At 66.7% G+C, this 18,959-nt stretch carries 15 protein-coding genes; 11 read left to right on the top strand and 4 right to left on the bottom strand.

The genetic code is table 11. The features are described 5' to 3' along the window. Positions 1-156: 156 nt before the first annotated feature. The gene (locus HMJ39_RS05630; protein ID WP_194296588.1) at positions 157-2,025 is read left to right on the top strand and encodes a sigma-54-dependent Fis family transcriptional regulator; all 1,869 of its coding nucleotides are present in this window, start codon (positions 157-159) and stop codon (positions 2,023-2,025) included. On the opposite strand, the gene HMJ39_RS05625 is transcribed toward HMJ39_RS05630, so the two are convergent. The 4 genes from HMJ39_RS05625 to HMJ39_RS05610 all read right to left on the bottom strand — a co-directional run bounded on the left by HMJ39_RS05625 (position 2,013) and on the right by HMJ39_RS05610 (position 8,616). Continuing rightward, positions 2,013-2,573: an acyloxyacyl hydrolase gene (locus HMJ39_RS05625; RefSeq protein ID WP_194296587.1), complete on the bottom strand. Its 561-nt coding sequence runs from the start codon at positions 2,571-2,573 to the stop codon at positions 2,013-2,015. The genes HMJ39_RS05630 and HMJ39_RS05625 overlap by 13 nt on opposite strands. A gap of 149 nt (positions 2,574-2,722) precedes the next feature. Continuing rightward, a complete protein-coding gene (locus tag HMJ39_RS05620) occupies positions 2,723-4,216 on the bottom strand; it encodes an efflux transporter outer membrane subunit (RefSeq protein WP_323370848.1) in 1,494 nt (497 codons plus the stop codon). Beyond that, positions 4,213-7,362 (bottom strand): efflux RND transporter permease subunit, encoded by a 3,150-nt coding sequence (locus tag HMJ39_RS05615; protein WP_194296586.1) that lies wholly within the window; start codon positions 7,360-7,362, stop codon positions 4,213-4,215. The genes HMJ39_RS05620 and HMJ39_RS05615 overlap by 4 nt, the downstream gene beginning before the upstream one ends. 27 nt (positions 7,363-7,389) lie before the next feature. Continuing rightward, positions 7,390-8,616, bottom strand: coding sequence for an efflux RND transporter periplasmic adaptor subunit (locus tag HMJ39_RS05610; protein WP_194296585.1), 1,227 nt, complete (start codon positions 8,614-8,616; stop codon positions 7,390-7,392). Between the two features lie 90 nt (positions 8,617-8,706). Here HMJ39_RS05610 and HMJ39_RS05605 point away from each other — a divergent pair, with 90 nt between their 5' ends. From HMJ39_RS05605 to HMJ39_RS05560, 10 genes are all read left to right on the top strand, one after another. Continuing rightward, a complete protein-coding gene (locus HMJ39_RS05605; protein WP_228462177.1) occupies positions 8,707-9,408 on the top strand; it encodes a TetR family transcriptional regulator in 702 nt (233 codons plus the stop codon). A gap of 121 nt (positions 9,409-9,529) precedes the next feature. After that, positions 9,530-10,732, top strand: coding sequence for an acyl-CoA dehydrogenase family protein (locus tag HMJ39_RS05600; protein WP_194296584.1), 1,203 nt, complete (start codon positions 9,530-9,532; stop codon positions 10,730-10,732). A gap of 69 nt (positions 10,733-10,801) precedes the next feature. After that, entirely contained in the window at positions 10,802-11,566 is a 765-nt protein-coding gene (locus tag HMJ39_RS05595; RefSeq protein ID WP_194296583.1) for an SDR family NAD(P)-dependent oxidoreductase, read from the top strand. A gap of 16 nt (positions 11,567-11,582) precedes the next feature. Further along, a complete protein-coding gene (locus tag HMJ39_RS05590) occupies positions 11,583-12,638 on the top strand; it encodes a phosphotransferase family protein (RefSeq protein ID WP_194296582.1) in 1,056 nt (351 codons plus the stop codon). A 15-nt stretch (positions 12,639-12,653) separates the two neighbouring features. After that, on the top strand, positions 12,654-13,460 hold the full coding sequence (surE, locus tag HMJ39_RS05585) for a 5'/3'-nucleotidase SurE (protein WP_194296581.1): 807 nt from the start codon (positions 12,654-12,656) through the stop codon (positions 13,458-13,460). Positions 13,461-13,763: 303 nt separating this feature from the next. Then, complete coding sequence (locus tag HMJ39_RS05580) at positions 13,764-15,440, top strand: long-chain fatty acid--CoA ligase (RefSeq protein WP_194296580.1); 1,677 nt, start codon at positions 13,764-13,766, stop codon at positions 15,438-15,440. A gap of 135 nt (positions 15,441-15,575) precedes the next feature. Further along, a complete protein-coding gene (locus tag HMJ39_RS05575; RefSeq protein WP_194296579.1) occupies positions 15,576-16,439 on the top strand; it encodes a branched-chain amino acid ABC transporter permease in 864 nt (287 codons plus the stop codon). A gap of 11 nt (positions 16,440-16,450) precedes the next feature. After that, entirely contained in the window at positions 16,451-17,467 is a 1,017-nt protein-coding gene (locus tag HMJ39_RS05570) for a branched-chain amino acid ABC transporter permease (protein ID WP_228462176.1), read from the top strand. Positions 17,468-17,469: 2 nt separating this feature from the next. After that, complete coding sequence (locus tag HMJ39_RS05565; RefSeq protein ID WP_228462175.1) at positions 17,470-18,255, top strand: ABC transporter ATP-binding protein; 786 nt, start codon at positions 17,470-17,472, stop codon at positions 18,253-18,255. Further along, positions 18,242-18,949, top strand: a complete 708-nt coding sequence (locus tag HMJ39_RS05560; RefSeq protein WP_161383115.1) for an ABC transporter ATP-binding protein — start codon at positions 18,242-18,244, stop codon at positions 18,947-18,949. Before HMJ39_RS05565 ends, HMJ39_RS05560 begins: the two co-directional genes overlap by 14 nt. Positions 18,950-18,959 lie beyond the last annotated feature (10 nt).

Genomic DNA, 18,959 nt, shown 5'->3' with positions numbered 1-18,959 from the left:
AAAACCCGGAAAAAAGATACAAAAACGTTTAAAAACAAAGGGTTATGGCTTTATCAGGGAGAGCCCGGGGCGTACTGGCAAGACCGCCTGTCTCGTATTGAGACAGGTGCGCCCCGGTCGGCTGTATAACAACAAGACACTTTGTCGGAGACGAAGATGCCCGCGACCGGTATGCAAATGGACCGTCAGTTGCTGGAAGCCCGGCGGTTGTTCGAGGAAGGCCGGGAAGTACCGCCGGGCTGGGTGCGCGGCGAAGTCATCCGGTCCTGGCAACGCTCCCGGGCCTACGGCCTGGATCCCGGCGACCGGCGCCTCTTTTCCTCGGTGTCCCGCCAGGCGTTGCGCCACCTTCATGAATACCGGGAACAGCTTCTCGACTACGTGGCGCCGGAGATGGACCGGCTGTTCAAGGCATTGCGTGGCACCGACTGGGTGCTCGCCTGTCTGGAAGCCGAGGGCTGGGTGGTGCGTTCGATGAGCGGAGACCGGGCCTGCCCGGATCTGGGGCGGGCGCTGCGCGCCGGCGGCAACTTGGATGAGACCGTGGCCGGCACCACCGGCCCGGGCTGCGCGCTCACCGAGCGCCGTCCCTGCGTGGTGACCGGCGGCGAACATTTTCTGGAAGAGGCGGGCGGCTTCATCTGCGCCGCCGTGCCCCTGTTCGCGCCGGACGGTGAACTGGCCGGCGTGCTGAATGCCTCGCGCCGCCATGACGGACGCGCCCTGGGCGTGCTTGAGCCCCTGGCCCTGGCGGCCCGCGAGGTGGAAAACCACATGGTGGCGAACCTGGCCGGGGATCTGCGTCTGGCCATCCATTACCGCGCCGAACTGACCGATTCCCCGGTGCGGGGGCTGATCCATTTCGACCGCGACGGCTGCCTGCTGGGGGCCAATCCGGTGGCGCGCCAGCTGCTGGATCTGACCCGTCTGGAAGCGGAGGGGCGGCCGGTCACCCTGGAGCGGCTTTGGGGCAAGGTGGCGCCGTCCCTGCGGCGGGCCGCCCGGGAGCCGGTGGCGCTGGCCTGCCGGGACGGCGGCCAGCTTTACGTCCGCGTGGAGAGCGCCGCCCGCCCGGTGGTGGCGTTACGTCGCGCTCCCGCCGGCGAGGCCGTTGCCGACCCGCTCCAGGCGCGCGCCCTGAAAGCCTATGCCGGTGGCGTGCCGGTGCTGATCAACGGCGAAACCGGCACCGGCAAGGACCGGCTGGCGCGCTGGCTGCACCGCCACGGCGGCGCCCGCCAGGGCCCGTTCGTGGCGGTGAACTGCGCGTCCATTCCGGAGGGGCTGATTGAATCCGAATTGTTCGGCTACGAGGAGGGGGCCTTCACCGGGGCCCGGCGCGGCGGCATGGCCGGCAAGTTCGAACAGGCCGATGGCGGCACCCTGTTTCTCGATGAAATCGGCGACATGCCGCTGTCGCTGCAGGCCCGGTTGCTGCGCGTGCTCCAGGATCGGGAGGTAACCCGCCTGGGCGGGGCGCGGGTGCGGCCGGTGTCGTTCTCGCTGGTATGCGCCACGTTGCAGGCCCTGGACCGGGCCATCGCCGAGGGGCGTTTTCGCGAGGACCTGTTCTACCGTATCAACGGATTGCGCGTGGCGTTGCCGGCCCTGCGCGAGCGCGACGATCTGGAGGCCCTGATGGACGCGCTGCTCCAGGAAGTGGCGCCCGCGTCCCCGGCGCCCCGGCTGTCGCCGGCGGCGCGCCGGGCGCTGATGGCGCATTCCTGGCCGGGCAACGTTCGTGAGCTGCAACAGGCACTGAGGCTGGGGGCGGTGCTGGCGGAGGACGGCTGGATCGAGCCGGAGCACTTGCCCGCCGTTCCGAGGGACGGCGGCGACCCACCGGCTCCCGCGCCGGCCCCTGGCACCCTGGAAGGCCAGACCCGGCGGGCAATGCTGGCGGCGTTAAGCGCCAGCGGTGGCAACGTCTCCGCCGCCGCCCGTTCCCTGGGGATCGGGCGGGCCACCTTTTACCGCAAGATGCGGCGCTTCGGGCTGGAGCGCCCCGGGCTTCAGAACCGGTAGGCCAGGGTCACGGACGCCAGGTTCATGCCCGGGTTGGGTTTGTAGAGCCGGGAGTTGGAGGTGTGCTGGCCGCGCAGGCCCACCGCCAGGCGGGGCGTTACCTGGAACACCAGACCGCCGTGGCTGGTGAACTGGATGTTGCCGCCCATGTCGTCATCGTCGATGTGCGGGTGGCTCATGTAGGAGGGCTGCACGCCGAACAGGAAATAGAGGCGGTCGCTGGGCCAGTTGACGCGGGCCACCGGGCCGAAGATGTAGACCTCGGTTTGATTGTCGCCGCCGTTGTTGTCTTCCCCTTCCCAGCGTTCCACGGACAGATCCCAGTAGGCCTGGACAAGGTCGCCGGGCAGCCAGGATTCCACCGCGTGGGTTTGCAGCCAGCCGGAGGGCCAGCTCACGAACAGGCTATGGTAGTCCAGCCCTTCGCCACCGCCGACCCGGACGCCGGCCTCGACGCCGGGGTCGGCGGCACCGGCCTGGGCACACAGCGCCAGGCCGGCGACCGCCATCGTGGCCCGGTGGCGCGGGCCGCGCAATCGATTCCACATTGTTTGTTTTCCCGAGCAAAAAAAGCGCAACAAGCGCGGTTTATACTCCAAACGGAGTGCTGTTTCCCGTCAAAGAACGGGTGGCCCGCGAAATGCGGAAAAGATCGGTGTAACCGTCCGGGAGGAGGGGACGCCCCCCGAAGCCGCGATCAGCTACGGGGTGCGTTTCCGGTGGTGGCCGCGGGGGCGTCCGTGTCCAGGGTACCGATCAGGGTGGCCTGGTCGGCGGCGGCGCCACCACCCAGGGCCCGGTACAGGGTGATGCGGTTGTTGAGCTTGTCCAGGGTCACCGACACCCGCTGCTGGCGGGCGGTGAGCAGTTCCCGGCGGGCGTCCAGCACCGCCAGGTAGTCGTCGGCGCCTTCCCGGTAGCGGGCCTCGGCCAGGGTCAGGGAACGGGCGGTGGCGTCCACCAGGGCGCTTTGCGCCCGTTCTTCCTCGGCCAGGGAATCCCGGGCCGCCAGGGCGTCCGCCACTTCCTGGAAGGCGGTCTGGATGGTCTGCTCGTAGCGGGCCACGTTGCGGTCGCGACGTACCTCGGCCACGTCCAGGTTGGCCTTGTTGCGGCCGCCGCTGAAAATCGGCAGCGACACGCTGGGCGAGAACGACCAGGCCTTGGAGCCGCTTTCGAACAGGCCGGACAGCTCGCTGCTGGCGGTGCCGGCGGAGGCGGTCAGGCTGATGCGCGGGAAGAACGCGGCCCGCGCCGCGCCGATGTTGGCGTTGGCGGCGCGCAGCGCGTGCTCCGCCTGGCGGATGTCCGGGCGCTGGCGCAGCACCGCCGAGGGCAGGCCGGCGGGCACTTCCGGCAGGGTCGCCACCGCCGGGGCGTCCAGGTCGTCGCCGGGCAGCGCCGGCAGAGGCGCGCCCACCAGTACCGCCAGGGCGTTGCGGTCGGCGGCCACCCGGCGCTGAAAGCGGGCCCGGTTGGCGCGGGCGGTTTCCAGGGCTACCTGGGCCTGGCGCAGGTCCAGCTCCGAGCCCAGGCCGAGATCGAAGCGGCCTTGCACCAGATCCACGGATTCCCGCTGGGCGCCCAGGGTCTCCTCGCTGATGCGCAGGTTCTCCCGGTCCGCCATCAGCGTCAGGTAGGCGTTGGCCACCTCGGACACCAGGGTAATGCGGGCGCTGTGGCGCGCTTCCTCGGTGGCCAGGTAGGACTCCAGGGCGGACTGCTTGAGGCTGCGGATGCGCCCGAACAGATCCAGCTCGTAGGCGGCGATGCCCACATTGACGCCGTACTGGCTTTGCACCGTGCTCTCGCCGCTGTTGTTCAGGTCGGCGGGCACCCGCTGGCGGGTGCCGTCGCCGTTGACGCTCACCGAGGGCAGCAGGTCGGCGCCCTCGATGCGGTACTGGGCGCGGGCCTCGGCCACGTCCAGCATGGCCAGGCGCAGATCCCGGTTGTTGCTCAGGGCGGTGTCGATCAGTTGCCGCAGGTGCGGGTCCGTGAACAGGGCCCGCCAGCCGGGCAGCATCACCGAATCGGCGACGCCGTCCGCCTCGCCCAGGGTGGCCGGCACCGGCGAGGCCGGTTGCCGGTAGTCCGGGGCCAGGGTGCAGCCGCCCAGGGCCAGGGCGGCGAGCAGGGGAAGGGCATAGCGGTTCATGCTTTTCATGGCTGTTCGATTCATGGCGCTCATGGCTGTGCCTCCCGATCCTCCAGCGGCGTGCTGCCGTCTTTCTTGCCGGTCATCGGCACGCCGGAGATGCGACGCACCAGGGCGTAGAACAGCGGGATGAAGAAGATCGCCAGCACGGTGGCCGCCACCACGCCGCCGAACACCCCGGTGCCGATGGCGTTGCGGGCGCCGGAACCGGCGCCGGTGCTCAGCATCAGCGGCGTCACGCCGAGGCCGAACGCCAGGGAGGTCATCAGGATCGGCCGCAGCCGCATGCGCGTGGCCTCCAGGGTGGCCTTGAGCAAGGAATAGCCCTCGTCTTCCAGGTCCTTGGCGAATTCCGCGATCAGAATGGCGTTCTTCGCCGACAGCCCCACCGTGGTCAGCAGGCCCACCTGGAAGAAGACGTCGTTGTTCAAGCCGCGCAGCATGGCCGCCACCACGGCGCCGATCACGCCCAGGGGCACGATCAGCATCACCGCGAACGGAATCGACCAGCTCTCGTAGAGCGCCGCCAGGCACAGGAACACCACCAGCAGCGACAGCGCGTAGAGCGCGGGCGCCTGGGCGCCGGCCTGCTGTTCCTGGAACGACAGCCCGGTCCACTCGAAGCCGAAGCCCTGGGGCAGGTCCTCGGCCAGCCGTTCCATGGTGGCCATGGCCTCGCCGGTGCTCACGCCGGGGGCGGCGTCGCCCTGGATGTTCATGGACGACACGCCGTTATAGCGCTGCAACTGCTGCGGGCCGTAGGTCCATTCGCCGTCGGAGAAGGTGCTGAACGGCACCATCTCGCCGGCGCCGTTGCGTACGTACCAGGCGTTGATGTCCTCGGGCAGCATGCGGAAGGGCGCGTCGCCCTGCACGTACACCCGCTTGACCCGGCCCCGGTCGATGAAATCGTTGACGTAGCTGGAGCCCCAGGCCACCGACAGGGTGTTGTTGATCTGTTCCAGGGACACGCCCATGGCCTGGGCCTGCTGGCGGTCCACTTCCAGATCGTAGGTGGGCGCGTCAGGCAAGCCGTTGAAGCGCACCTGGGTGAGGTTGCCGGCCTGGTTGGCGGCGCCCAGCAGCTGGTCGCGGGCCTGCACCAGGGCGTCGTGGCCCTGGCCGCCGCGGTCCTGCAGCTGGAAGTTGAAGCCGCCGGAGGTGCCCAGGGCGGGGATCGCCGGTGGGTTCAGGGCGAAAATGATCGCCTCGCGGATTTGCGAGAAGTAGCCCATGGAGCGGCCGATGACCTGCTGCACGCCGTCGACGCCGAGATCTCGCTCTTCCCAGTCCTTGAGCCGCACGAAGGCGATGCCGGAGTTCTGGCCGCGCCCGGCGAAGCTGAAGCCGCCTACCGTGAAGATCGAGGTCACCGCTTTCTCTTCGTTCAGGTAGTAGTTCTCCATCTTGCCGAGCACGTCCATGGTCTGGCCCAGGGTGGAGCCCACCGGCAATTGCACCTGGGTGAGCAGGATGCCCTGATCCTCTTCCGGCAGGAAGGCGCTGGGCAGGCGGGTGAAGGTGAAGCCGAGCACCGCCACGATGGCCACGTAGATCACCAGGTAACGGCCACGGTGACCGATCATCTTCTCCACCCGGCTCTGGTAGCCGTGGCTGGCGCGGTTGAAGTTGCGGTTGAACCAGCCGAAGAAGCCCTTCTTCTCCTCATGCTGGGCGGAAGAGGGTTTGAGCATGGTGGCGCACAGTGCCGGCGTCAGAATCAACGCCACCAGCACCGACAGGGTCATGGCCGAGACGATGGTGATCGAGAACTGCCGGTAGATGGCGCCGGTGGAGCCGGGGAAGAAGGCCATCGGCACGAACACCGCGGACAGCACCAGGGCGATGCCCACCAGGGCGCCGGTGATCTGGTCCATGGATTTGCGGGTGGCCTCCAGGGGCCCGAGCCCGTCCTCCTCCATCACCCGTTCCACGTTTTCCACCACCACGATGGCGTCGTCCACCAGCAGGCCGATGGCCAGCACCATGCCGAACATGGTCAGGGTGTTGACGGTGAAGCCGAACGAGAACAGCACCGCGAAGGTGCCCAGCAACACCACCGGCACGGCGATGGTGGGAATCAGGGTGGCGCGGAAGTTCTGCAGGAACAGGAACATCACCAGGAACACCAGGGCGATGCCCTCGAACAGGGTCTTCACCACCTCCAGGATGGAGATCTTCACGAACGGCGTGGTGTCGTAGGGGTAGGAGATCTCCATGCCCTCGGGGAAGAACTCGCTCAGTTCGTCGAGCCGCGCGCGCACCCGGTCGGCGGTGTCCAGGGCGTTGGCGCCGGACGCCAGGTTGATGCCGATGCCGGAGGCGGGGCGGCCGTTGAAGCGGGCGTCGAAATTGTAGTTCTCCGAGCCCAGTTTGATGTCCGCCACGTCACGCAGCCGTACCCGGGAGCCGTCGTTGTTCACCCGCAACAGGATCTCGCCGAATTCTTCCGGCGTTTCCAGCAGGGTCTGCACGATGATGGTGGCGGTGAGCTGCTGGTCTTGCACCGCCGGCTGGCCGCCCAGCTGCCCGCCGGTGACCTGGTTGTTCTGCACCGAGATCGCCTGGATCACGTCCGTGGGCGTCAGGTCGAACTGGTTGAGCTTGTTCGGGTCCAGCCACACGCGCATGGAGTACTGGGCGCCGAACAGCTGAGTGGTGCCCACCCCCTGCACCCGGCTGAGCGGGTCCTGGACGTTGGCGCCCAGGTAATCCGACAGGTCGGTGCGGCTCATGCTGCCGTTGTTGGAGGTGGCGGCGAGCACCATCAGGAAGGAGTCGGACGACTTGCTCACCTGCACGCCTTGCTGCTGCACCACCTGGGGCAGGCGCGGCGTGGCCAGCTGGAGTTTGTTCTGCACCTGCACCTGGGCGATGTCCGGGTCGGTGCCGGCGGCGAAGGTCAGGGCGATCTGAGCGGTACCGGTGGAGTCACTGGTGGAGTCGATGTACAGCAGGTTGTCGATGCCGTTCATCTGCTGCTCGATGACCTGGGTCACCGAGTCCTCCACCGCCTCCGCGGAGGCGCCCGGGTAGGTGGCGCGGATCGACACTTCCGGCGGCGCCACCGTGGGGTACTGCTCGACCGGCAGGTTATAGATCGACAGCGCCCCGGCGAGCATCATGACGATGGCGATCACCCAGGCGAAGATGGGTCGGTCAATAAAGAATCTGGCCATGATTGTCCCTGTTGCGTGGGCGTTCGTTTACTGCGCGTCTTGCGCCTGGGCGTTGCCGTTCTGGCCGCCTTCGCCGCCCTCCTCGGAGGTCACGGTGACGGTGGCGGATTCCGCCTGATCCTGTTTCAGCTCCACCGGTTTCACCGGGGCGCCGGGGCGGATTTTCTGCAGCCCCTCGACGATCAGGCGGTCGCCGGCCTGGAGGCCGTCGCTGATCAGCCAGCGGTTACCCACGGTGCGTTCGGTGGTGACCTGGCGTTGCTCGACCTTGTTGTCCTCGCCGATCACCATGGCGGTGGCCTGGCCGGACGGGTCCCGGGCGACGCCTTTCTGCGGCACCAGGATGGCGTCGTCGCGCTCGCCCTGGGGCAGGCGGGCGCGCACGAACATGCCCGGCAGCAGGTCATTGTCCGGGTTGGGGAACAGGGCGCGCAGGGTCACGGAACCGGTGCTTTCCTCCACCGCGAACTCGGAGAACTGCAGGGTGCCGGGCTGGTCGAACTCACTGCCGTCTTCCAGCAGCAGGGTCACGCGGGCCTTGTCCTCGCCCACCTGCTGCAGGCGGCCGGCCTCCAGGGCCTCGCGCAGCCGCCGCAGCTCCTGGTTGGACTGGGTCAGGTCCACGTAGATCGGGTCCAGCTGGCGGATGGTGGCCAGGGCCTCGGTCTGGTTGGCGGTGACCAGGGCCCCCGGCGTTACCACGGAGCGGCCGATGCGGCCGTCGATGGGCGCCTTGATGGTGGTGTAGTCCAGATTGATGCGCGCGGTCCGCAGGGCCGCGCGGGCGGCGTCCACCTGGGCCTGGGTCTCGCCCAGGGCGGCCTGGGCCTCGTCGTATTCCTGCTGGCTCACCGCCTTCATGTCCAGCAGCTTGTCGAACCGCTCGGCGCGCAGACGGGTGGACTTCAGGGTCGCCTGGACGCTGGCCAGATTGGCCCGGGCGCTGGCCACGTCGGCCTTATACAGGCTGTCGTCGAGCTGGTAGAGCGGCTGGCCGGCCTCCACCTGCTGGCCGCCTTCGAACAGGCGTTCGTGGACGATGCCGGTGACCTGGGGGCGTACCTCGGCGATCTGGTAGGGGCTGGTACGACCGGGCAGCTCGTTGACCAGGGTGAAGCTCTGGGGCTGCACGGTGACGAAGCCGGCCTCCGGCGGACCGCCGGCCTGCTGTTGCTGCTCGCCGTCGCCGCCGCAGGCGGCCAGGGCCAGGCTGAAAAGAACAATAAAGGGAAAGGACACCGAACCTGTGCGCATGGAAACCTCGGTTCTTTGATTCGTATCAAGCCACGGAAAGATCAGGAGTATACATACATCCAAGAACGTATGTATAGTATGGAAAAATGAATGAATCGTGGAACGCAGGACCCGACCATGGCCCGACGCACCAAAGCGGAAGCCCAGGAGACCCGCGAGCATATCATCGACGCCGCGGCGCTGGTTTTCCACCGTAAGGGGGTGTCGCGCAGTTCCCTGAACGACATCGCCCAGCAGGCCGGGGTGACGCGCGGCGCGATCTACTGGCATTTCAAGAACAAGCAGGACGTATTCGCGGCCATGCTTGAGCGCCACCGGCTGCCCACCGAGGCCCTTTCCCAGCGGGCCGAGGACCCCGGCGAGGAGGATCCCCTGGATCGTTTCCGCGATCTTCTCATCGACGTGCTCCAACGTACCGTGCGTGACCCCGACCACCGCAGGGTATTCGAGATCCTGTTCTACAAATGTGAATTCACCGAGCAAACCGATCCGCTCATGCAGCGGGTCCGGGAAAGCTACCTGGACGGCGGCGACAAGGTGCGCCGAACCCTGGGCAACGCCATCGAGCGCGGCCAGCTGCCCGCCACCCTGAATCTGGACCGGGCCGTCACCCAGTTGCACGTGCAAATGACGGGCCTGCTTTACACCTGGCTGCTGCTGCCCGATTCCTTCGATCTGGACGGCGAGGCCGCCGACTTCGTCGACAGCTACATCGCCACCCTCCGTTACTGTCCCACCATCGCCGGCGAGCGCGCCCACACGCCGCCGGGCGGCCCTGTTTCGCAAACCTGAAACACCGTTTCGAATTATTTGACGACACCGACGGGGCATGCCACATTGCCGGACCTACCAATAAGTATGTCCGCCGTCCGTCCAGTCCGAGCGGGCTTCAGAACAATGCGAGGAGAGCCCCATGCTGCCCCTTTCCGACCGGGCCCAGGCCCTGTACGACCAGTTGGTCGAGTTCATGGACCAGCACGTCTACCCCAACGAAGCGGTGTACGCCGAACAGCATGCCAACAGCGAGGACCGCTGGACGCCACCGCCCATCCTCAAGGAACTCAAGCAGAAGGCCAAAGCCGCCGGTCTGTGGAACCTGTTCCTGCCGGAAAGCGAGCTGGGCGCCGGCCTCAGTAACTACGACTACGCCCACCTGTGCGAGGTGATGGGCCGGGTGGGCTTCGCCCCGCAGGTGTTCAACTGCGCCGCCCCGGACACCGGCAATATGGAAGTGCTGGCCCGCTACGGCAGCCCGGAACAGCAGGAACAATGGCTCAAGCCCCTGCTGGCCGGCGAGATCCGCTCCTGTTTCTCGATGACCGAACCGGCGGTGGCGTCCTCCGACGCCACCAACATTTGCACCGAGATCAAGCGTGACGGCGACGACTACGTGATCAACGGCCGTAAGTGGTGGTCCTCCGGCGCCATGTCCAGCGAGTGCAAGATCGCCATCGTCATGGGCAAGACCAACCCGGACGCGCCGCGCCACCAGCAGCAGTCGCAGATCCTGGTGCCCCTGGACACCCCGGGCGTGAGCATCGAGCGCGCCCTGCATGTGTTCGGTTATGACCACGCGCCCAAGGGCCACGCGGAAATCGTGTTCGACAACGTGCGCGTGCCGGCCTCCAATCTGATCCTCGGCGAGGGGCGCGGTTTCGAGATCGCCCAGGGTCGCCTGGGGCCGGGCCGCATCCACCACTGCATGCGCACCATCGGCCTCGCCGAGCGGGCCCTGGAAGCCATGTGCCGCCGGGTGGAGGAGCGCGAGGCGTTCGGCCGCAAGCTGTCGCGGTTCGATTCCATCCGCAAGGACATCGCCCGCTCCCGTCTGGAGATCGAGCAGGCCCGGCTGATGACCCTCAAGGCGGCACACATGATGGACACCGTGGGCAATAAGGTGGCCCGTCAGGAAATCGCCATGATCAAGGTGATCGCCCCGGAAATGGCCCTCAAGGTGGTGGACCGCGCCATCCAGGTGCACGGTGCCCTGGGCGTGTGCCAGGACACCTTCCTGGCTTCCGCCTGGGCCAACCTGCGCACCCTGCGCCTGGCCGACGGCCCGGACGAGGTGCACCTGGACTCCATCGCCAAGCTTGAGCTCGGCCGCTACCAATAACAATACCGATACAGGGTTCAGGATGCAGGATAAAGCGCTGCATCCTGAATCGTCCGGAGGACATTCTTTATGAGCAAGCTCTTCGACCTCACCGGCCGGGTGGCCCTGATCACCGGCTCCACCCGGGGCATCGGCAAGGCCATCGCCGAGGAAATGGCCCGCGCCGGCGCCAAGGTGGTGATTTCCAGCCGCAAGCCGGAGCCCTGCCACCAGGTGTGCGAGGCGATCAAGGCGGAAGGCGGCGAGGCCATCGCCGTGCCCTGTAACGTGGGCAAGAAAGAAGACCTGATGAACCTGGTCGACGAAACCCTGGCCGCGTTCGGCAAAATCGATATTCTGGTGTGCAACGCCGCCACCAATCCGGTCTACGGGCCCACCGCCGAACTCACCGACGAGGCCTGGGACAAGATCATGGACACCAACGTCAAGGGCACCTTCTGGCTGTGCAACCGGGTGCTGCCGGAGATGGACAAGAACGGCGGCGGCAACGTGGTGATCATTTCCAGCATCGCCGGCCTGCGCGGCAACACCGTGATCGGCACCTACGGCGTCTCCAAGGCCGCCGAGGCGGCCCTGGCCCGCAACCTGGCGGTGGAGTGGGGGCCGCGCAACATCCGCGTCAACGCCATCGCCCCCGGGCTGGTGCGCACGGATTTCGCCAAGGCGCTCACCGAGGATCCGGAACGGCGCAAGCGCGCCGAGGAACGCACGCCGGTGCGGCGCATCGGCGAACCGGTGGACATCGCCGGGGTGACCCTGTTCCTGGCCAGCGACGCCAGTGCCTACGTTACCGGCCAGACCCTGGTCGCCGACGGCGGCGAAACGATCTGCTGAACAGGGCGAGGTGATTATGGAAGGTCAACCGGAAATCGTCCCGGTCCTGGACGCCCACCGTCTCGACGAAGGGCGCCTGGCGGACTACCTGGCCGGCCAGGATCTGCTCGACGGGCCCCTCAAGGTCCGTCAGTTCCAGGGCGGGCAATCCAACCCCACCTACTTGCTGGAAAGCGGCGCGCGCCGCTACGTGCTGCGCAAGAAGCCGCCGGGCAAGGTGCTGCCCTCGGCTCACCAGGTGGATCGCGAGTACCGGGTCATGAAGGCCCTGGGCGAGCACGGCGAGGTGCCCGTGCCGACCATGCGCGTGCTCTGCGAGGACGAATCGGTGCTCGGCACCAGCTTTTATGTGATGGACTTCGTGCCCGGCCGGGTTTACAGCCAGCCGCAGCTGGAAAGTCTGGACAAGGCCGACCGGGGCCGTCTTTACTACGACAAGATCGACACCCTGGCGCGGCTCCACCGGGTCGATTACCAGGCCGTCGGCCTGGGGGATTTCGGCAAGCCCCAGGGCTACGTGACCCGTCAGGTAAAGCGCTGGAGCGCCCAGTACGAGGCCTCCAAGACCGACGACCTGCCGGCCATGGACAACCTCATGGCCTGGCTGGCGGACCACATTCCCGACGACGACAGTGCCGCCATCGCCCACGGCGACTTCCGCCTCGGCAACCTGCTGGTGGACAACCAGGAACCCCGGGTGGTGGCGGTGCTGGACTGGGAGCTGGCCACCATCGGCCACCCCCTGGCGGACCTGGCCTATTGCTGCCTGCCGTACCACATGCCCCACGGCGTTAACGGCGTGCGCGGCCTGGACGGCCTGGATCTGACCGCCCGCGGCATCCCCGACGAACGCGCCCTGCTGGAGCGTTACTGCGAGGGCGCCGGCCGCGACGGCATCAACGACTGGCCGGTGTTCCTGGCGTTCGCGTTGTTCCGTTCGGCGGCGATTCTGCAGGGGGTGTACGCCCGCGCCCTGCAGGGCAACGCCAGTGACCGCAACGCCCTGGAGGTGGGCAAGCGGGCCGGGTTGATCGCCGAGCGCGGCTGGCAGATCGCCCGCGCCCACAAATAACGTTTGGGAACCCCTATGAGATTATTCCGCAAGATCCTGGTCACCAACGACGACGGCATCGACGCCCCGGGGCTGGCGGTGGCCGAAGCGGTGGCCGCCGAGCTCGCCGAGCAGGTGTGGACGGTGGCGCCGGAGCACGACCAGAGCGGCGTGGGGCAGGGCATTTCCCTGCACACGCCGCTGCGTGTCTACCACCACGGCGAGCGCCGCTACGCGGTGTCCGGCACCCCGGCGGACTGCGTCATGTTCGCCATGGCCGAGTGGTTCGCCGAGGACCCGCCGGATCTGGTGCTCTCCGGGGTCAACTGCGGCGCCAACCTGAGCGATTCGGTGATGTACTCGGGCACCGTGGGCGCGGTGCTGGCGGCGGCCCACCTGGGCCTGCCCGGCGTGGCGTTGAGCCAGGCCTTCGTGGGCGACCGCGAGGCCATCGACTACACCCCCACGGCACGCCATTCGGCGACCCTGATCCGCGATCTGTGGGACGCCGGCGCCGACCGGGACGGCTATCAGCGCGCCTGCTGGAACCTGAATTTTCCGGACCGGCCAGTGGACGAACTGCGCGGCTGCCGCTTCACCCAGCAGGTCAGCGGCGGCATCGCCGGGCCGCGCCTGGTGCACGGCACCGACGGCCGCGGGCTGTCCTACCACTGGCTGGCGTTCGAGCGCCGGCCCGGCGCCATCGAGCACCCGCGATCCGACGTGGTGGCCCTGCGCGACGGCTATGTTTCGGTGATGCCGTTGCAGCCCACCCGGTGCAACGACGCGTTCGCCGAGCAATGCTGGGAGCGGGGCGAGGCGCCGCGCCTTGATCGCGGCTGAAGCCGCTCCTGCGGTGCCGTCCCGGATGGAGCGGTTCACGCCGCCGGACAAGACTCTGTAGGAGCGGCTTCAGCCGCGATACGGCGTTTCAAGGCACTGTTTCGTTTTTGGAACGTTATTCCGAAATAGTATTGACGACCCCGGGGCGGCGTGTCAGATTGACCGCCAGATTGACTCCGGAAACCGGCCCCGGGCGCCCCAAGCGGGCGCTTGGGCGCGGTTTTGCCCGCGTGGACGGGCTCTAACAAAAACGGCGCGGCCCGGTTCGCGTCGCACAACAGCATCACAAGGGAGAGTAAAGGCATGTTCGATCGGCATTTCGCCGTCTGGCCGGACGGGGCCCCACACCACCTGACCCTGCCGGAAACCAGCCTCTATACCAACCTGGAGATTTCCGCGCTGCGCTATCCCGACGAGAACGCCATCGTCTACTACGACAAGGCGATCTCCTACCGGGAACTCAAGGAGCAGGTGGACGCGCTGGCCGGCCAGCTCCAGCATCTGGGCGTGGAGAAAGGCGACCGGGTGCTGCTGTTCATGCAGAACGCGCCGCAATTCATCATCGGCTATTACGCCATCCTGCGCGCCAACGCCATCGTGGTGCCGATCAACCCGATGAACCGCTCCGCCGAGCTGGAGCACTACCTGGAAGACACCCAGGCGTCCGTGTGCCTGTGCGGCCAGGAAGTGCTGGCCCAGATCCAGCCGCTGATCGGCCATGAACGCCTGCGCCACGTGATCGTGGCCGCCTACGGCGACTACGCCGCCGCCGACACCGATCTGGATCTGCCGGCGGAAGTGAAGGCCCCGGCCCAGCCGCTCGACGGCGAAGGCGTGATCGCCTGGGCGGACGCCCTGGCCGCCGGCTACCGGCCCGGCGAGTTGCTGGTCGGCCCGGACGATCTGGCGGTGTTCCCGTACAGCTCCGGCACCACCGGCGCGCCCAAGGGCTGCATGCACACCCACCGCTCGGTGATGGCCACCTGCGTGCACGGCGCCGCCTGGCGCCCCGGCGGTGGCCGCGAGGGCGTGGTGCTGGCGACCCTGCCGTACTTCCATGTCACCGGCATGCAGGGCGCCATGAACAGCCCCATCTTCCTGGGCGGCACCATCGTGCTGATGACCCGCTGGGACCGCCGCGTGGCGGCGAAGCTGATCGAACGCTACCAGGTCACCAGCTGGACCAACATCGTCACCATGGCCATCGATCTGCTCTCCGATCCGGACGTGGAATCCTTCGATCTGTCCACGCTGCAGAACATCGGCGGCGGCGGGGCGGCGATGCCGGAAGCGGTGTCCGACAAGCTGTTCAACCTCACCGGCCTGCGTTACATGGAAGGCTACGGCCTGTCCGAAACCATCGCCGCCACCCACATCAACCCGCCGGAGCACCCCAAGAAGCAGTGCCTGGGCATTCCGGTGTTCGACACCGATTCGCGCATCATCAACGAGGATACCGGCGAGGAGCTGGGCGTTGGCGAGGTGGGCGAGATCGTTTCCCACGGCCCGCAGGTGTTCCAGGGTTACTGGAACCGGCCGGAGGAAACGGAGAAGGCCTTCATCGAGCTGGACGGCAAGCGTTTCTTCCGCACCGGCGACATGGGCTACTACGATGACGAGGGGTATTTCTTCATCGTCGACCGGGTCAAGCGCATGATCAACGCCTCCGGTTTTAAAGTTTGGCCCGCCGAGGTCGAAAGTCTTATGTATCGGCACCCGGCGATTCAGGAGAGCTGCGTGATCTCCGCGCCCCACGAGCGCCGTGGCGAAACCGTCAAGGCCTGCGTGGTACTGGCCAAGGACCAGAAAGGCCGGGTCAGCGAAAACGACATCATCGAGTGGTGCAAGGAGCAGATGGCGGCCTACAAGGTGCCGCAAATCGTGGAATTCCGCGACGAGCTGCCCCGTTCGCCCACCGGCAAGGTAATGTGGCGTTCACTCCAGGAAGAGGAGTGGGCGGAGGCCAAAAAGCAGGCCTGATCTTCGTGTAAAGCAAGAAACGATACAACAACACAAAAACCGAAGCCGCCTCCCAGGCGCGGGCCCCGTTCAATGGTGGGACCCTTGGGGGCACCGCGTGAGGCGGTTTCATAACCATAACGAGGAGTTCAACCCTTGGACGCGTTTCTCCAGCAGGCGCTGAATGGCCTGACGCTGGGCAGTATCTATGGGCTGGTGGCCCTGGGTCTGACCCTGGTGTACGGCATTCTGCACGTTCCCAACTTCGCCCACGGCGCTCTCTACATGGTGGGCGCCTACGTCAGTTACTTCATCATGGTCGAGCACGGCCTCAACTACTGGGTGGCCATGCTTGGCGCCGGTCTGGTGGTGGCGCTGCTCTCGGTGCTGTGCGAGCGGCTGGTGTTCCACCCGCTGCGCCACGCGCCGCCGATCCATGACAAGATCGCCGCCATTGGCATTCTTCTGTTTCTGGAAGCGCTGGTGCAGATGCACTGGGGCGCCGACTTCCGGCGCATGCCCACGCCCTACACCGAGATCTTCAACTTCGGCGGCCTGACCCTGCCGGCCCAGCGGCTGCTGATCATCGTCGGCGCCTTCAGCCTGATGGGCGCGCTGCATCTGTACCTGAAGAAGACCATGACCGGTTCCACCATCATCGCCATGGCGCAGAATCGCGAGGGCGCCTTCCTGGTCGGCATCGACGCCAACCGGGTGGCGATGATGACCTTCGCCATCGCCGGCTTTCTGGCGGCGGTGGGCGCCACTCTGTTCGCGCCCATCAACCTGGTGTACCCGGCCATGGGGCACCTGGTGATCATGAAGGCCTTCGTGATCATCATCCTGGGCGGCATGGGCAGCATTCCCGGCGCCATCGTCGGCGGTCTGATCATCGGCTTCGCCGAAGCCCTGGGCGGCTACTACCTGTCCGGCACCTACAAGGATCTGATCGCGTTCGTGCTGCTGGTGGCCATCCTGTCGATCAAACCCACCGGCCTGTTCACCAAGGGGGTGCGCTAATGGACCGCGTCATGAACTTTTTCGCCAGCCCGGCGATGAAAGTGGTGCTGCTGGCGGCGGCGATCCTGTTTCCCTGGGTGGCCGGCAGTGAATACCAGATCTACGTGATGGCGCTGGCGTTCGTCTGGGCCATCGCCGTCTACGGCCTCAACATCATCACCGGCTACTGTGGTCAGCTGAACCTGGCCCACGGCGGTTTCTTCGCCATCGGCGCCTACACCGTGGGCCTGCTCACCGTGGATTACGGCTGGGCGTTCTGGCCGGCGTTCATCGCCGCCGGCGTACTCGGTGCCTTCTTCGGCTTTCTGGTGGGCGTGGTGTCGCTGCGGCTCAAGGAACATTACTTCGCCATCTTCACCCTGTGCGTGGGCTTCATCATCTATCTGCTGATCGAGAAATGGGAAGAGCTGACCCACGGCACCCTGGGCGTGATCAGCATCGCGCCGCCGGAGGGCTTCGGGCTGGTGGACTTCACCGAGACCATCCCCTTCTATTACCTGGTGCTGTTCTTCCTGGTGCTCGCCATCGGCCTGATCAGCCGCATTTCCCGCTCCCTGGTGGGCCGCACCTTCCTGGCCATCCGCATCAGTGACGACCTGGCCCAGTCCCTGGGCATCAACCTGATGCGCAACAAGGTGCTGGCGTTCGTGCTGTCCACCACCTACGCGGGCCTGGCCGGGGCGCTGCTCGCCGGCGTGGTGCGCTTCATCGGGCCGGACCTGGCGGAAATCACCCATACCTTCGACGTCATCACCTACCTGCTGGTGGGCGGCATCGGCACCCTGATGGGGCCGCTGGTGGGCACCCTGCTGATCACCTGGATCACCCAGGCGGTGCAGTCCTTCGAGGAATACCGGATGATCGTGTTCGGTCCGCTGCTGGTGGTGCTGGTGATCTTCATGCCCAAGGGCATCGTCGGTACCTTCCTGACCTGGCGCGGCCGCCGTCTGGCGAGCAAGGCGCCGGCCAAGCGGGCCGGGTCCCGGGTCGGCGACACCGCCGACGGCGATCAGCGGGAGGCCGGTTAATCATGGCGGATAACAAAACAATGCTGAGCATCAAGAACCTGACCAAACGCTTCGGCGGCCTGGCCGCGGTGAACGACGTGAGCGTCGATTTCCAGGCCGGCCAGATCAACGCCATCATCGGCCCCAACGGCGCCGGCAAGACCACCTTCTTCAACCTGGTGGCCGGCGCCATGCCGCCCAGCGAAGGGCGCATCGAGTTCCAGGGCATGGACGTCACCGGCATGTCCCCGGACCGCATCGCGCGGCTGGGCATCGCCCGCACCTTCCAGACCACCATGCTGTTCGATCAGTCCACGGTGCTGGATAACCTGATCGTCGGCCACCGGCTGCGCACCCAGTCGCGCCTGTGGGACGTGATCATCAACTCCAAGCGCCTGCGCGACGAAGAGAAGAAGTGCCGCGCCCGCGCCGAGGAGGTGCTCGACTTCGTCGGCCTGTCGCACCTGGGGCACCGCTACATCGTCGACATCAGCCAGGAAGAGCGCAAACGGGTGGCCTTCGCCCTGGCCATGGCCACGGACCCGGAGCTGGTGCTGCTGGATGAACCCGCCGGCGGCATCAACCCGGAGGAAACCGAGAACCTGGCCGGCCTGATCCGCAAGATGGTTGATCACGGCATCACCGTGTGCCTGATCGAGCACAAGATGGACATGATCATGAGCCTGGCGGACAAGATCATGGTGCTGGACCACGGCGAGAAGATCGCCGAGGGCACGCCGGAACAAATCAAGAACGATCCGGTGGTGATCGAGGCTTATCTGGGGAGTGACGAAGATGTTGAAGCTTGAGAACGTCGACGCCAAATACGACAGCTTCAAGGCCCTGGACGGCGTCTCCATGAACGTGGAGCAGGGCGAGCTGGTGGTGCTGCTGGGCGCCAACGGCGCCGGCAAGACCACCCTGTTCAACACCATCAGCGGGCTGCTCAAGCCCAGCGCCGGCCGCATCAGCCTGAACGGCCAGGACGTCACCGGCAAGAAACCCTCGGCGCTGGTGCAGTCCGGCGTGGTACAGTGCCCGGAAGGGCGCAAGCTGTTCCCGGAAATGTCGGTGATGAAGAACCTGATGCTGGGTGCCTACGTGCACCGCCGCGATCGGGCCGGCATGAAAAAAACACTGGATCACGTCCTTGAAATGTTCCCGATTTTGAACGACAAAAAGGACGACGCCGCCGGCTCGCTCAGCGGCGGCCAGCAGCAGATGGTGGCCATCGGCCGGGCGCTCATGGGCCGGCCGAAACTGTTGATGCTGGACGAACCGTCCCTGGGCCTGGCGCCGCTGGTGGTCAAGCAGGTGTTCGGCGCCGTTCAGGCGATCAACCAGGAAGGCACCACCGTGCTGCTGGCGGAACAGAACGCCTTCGCGGCGCTGAAAATCGCCACCCGCGCCTACGTGATCGAGAACGGTCGCCTGGTGATGGAGGGTGACCGCGAGACCATGCTCGGCAACGAAGCGGTCCGCAAGGCCTACATCGGGGCCTGACACGCATCAA

This window comes from Alloalcanivorax profundimaris (assembly GCF_015265435.1).
Taxonomy (GTDB): Bacteria; Pseudomonadota; Gammaproteobacteria; order Pseudomonadales; family Alcanivoracaceae; genus Alloalcanivorax; species Alloalcanivorax profundimaris.
The sequence above is the reverse complement of the archived record's forward strand: the minus strand, read 5'-3'. Positions and strand labels throughout refer to the sequence as shown.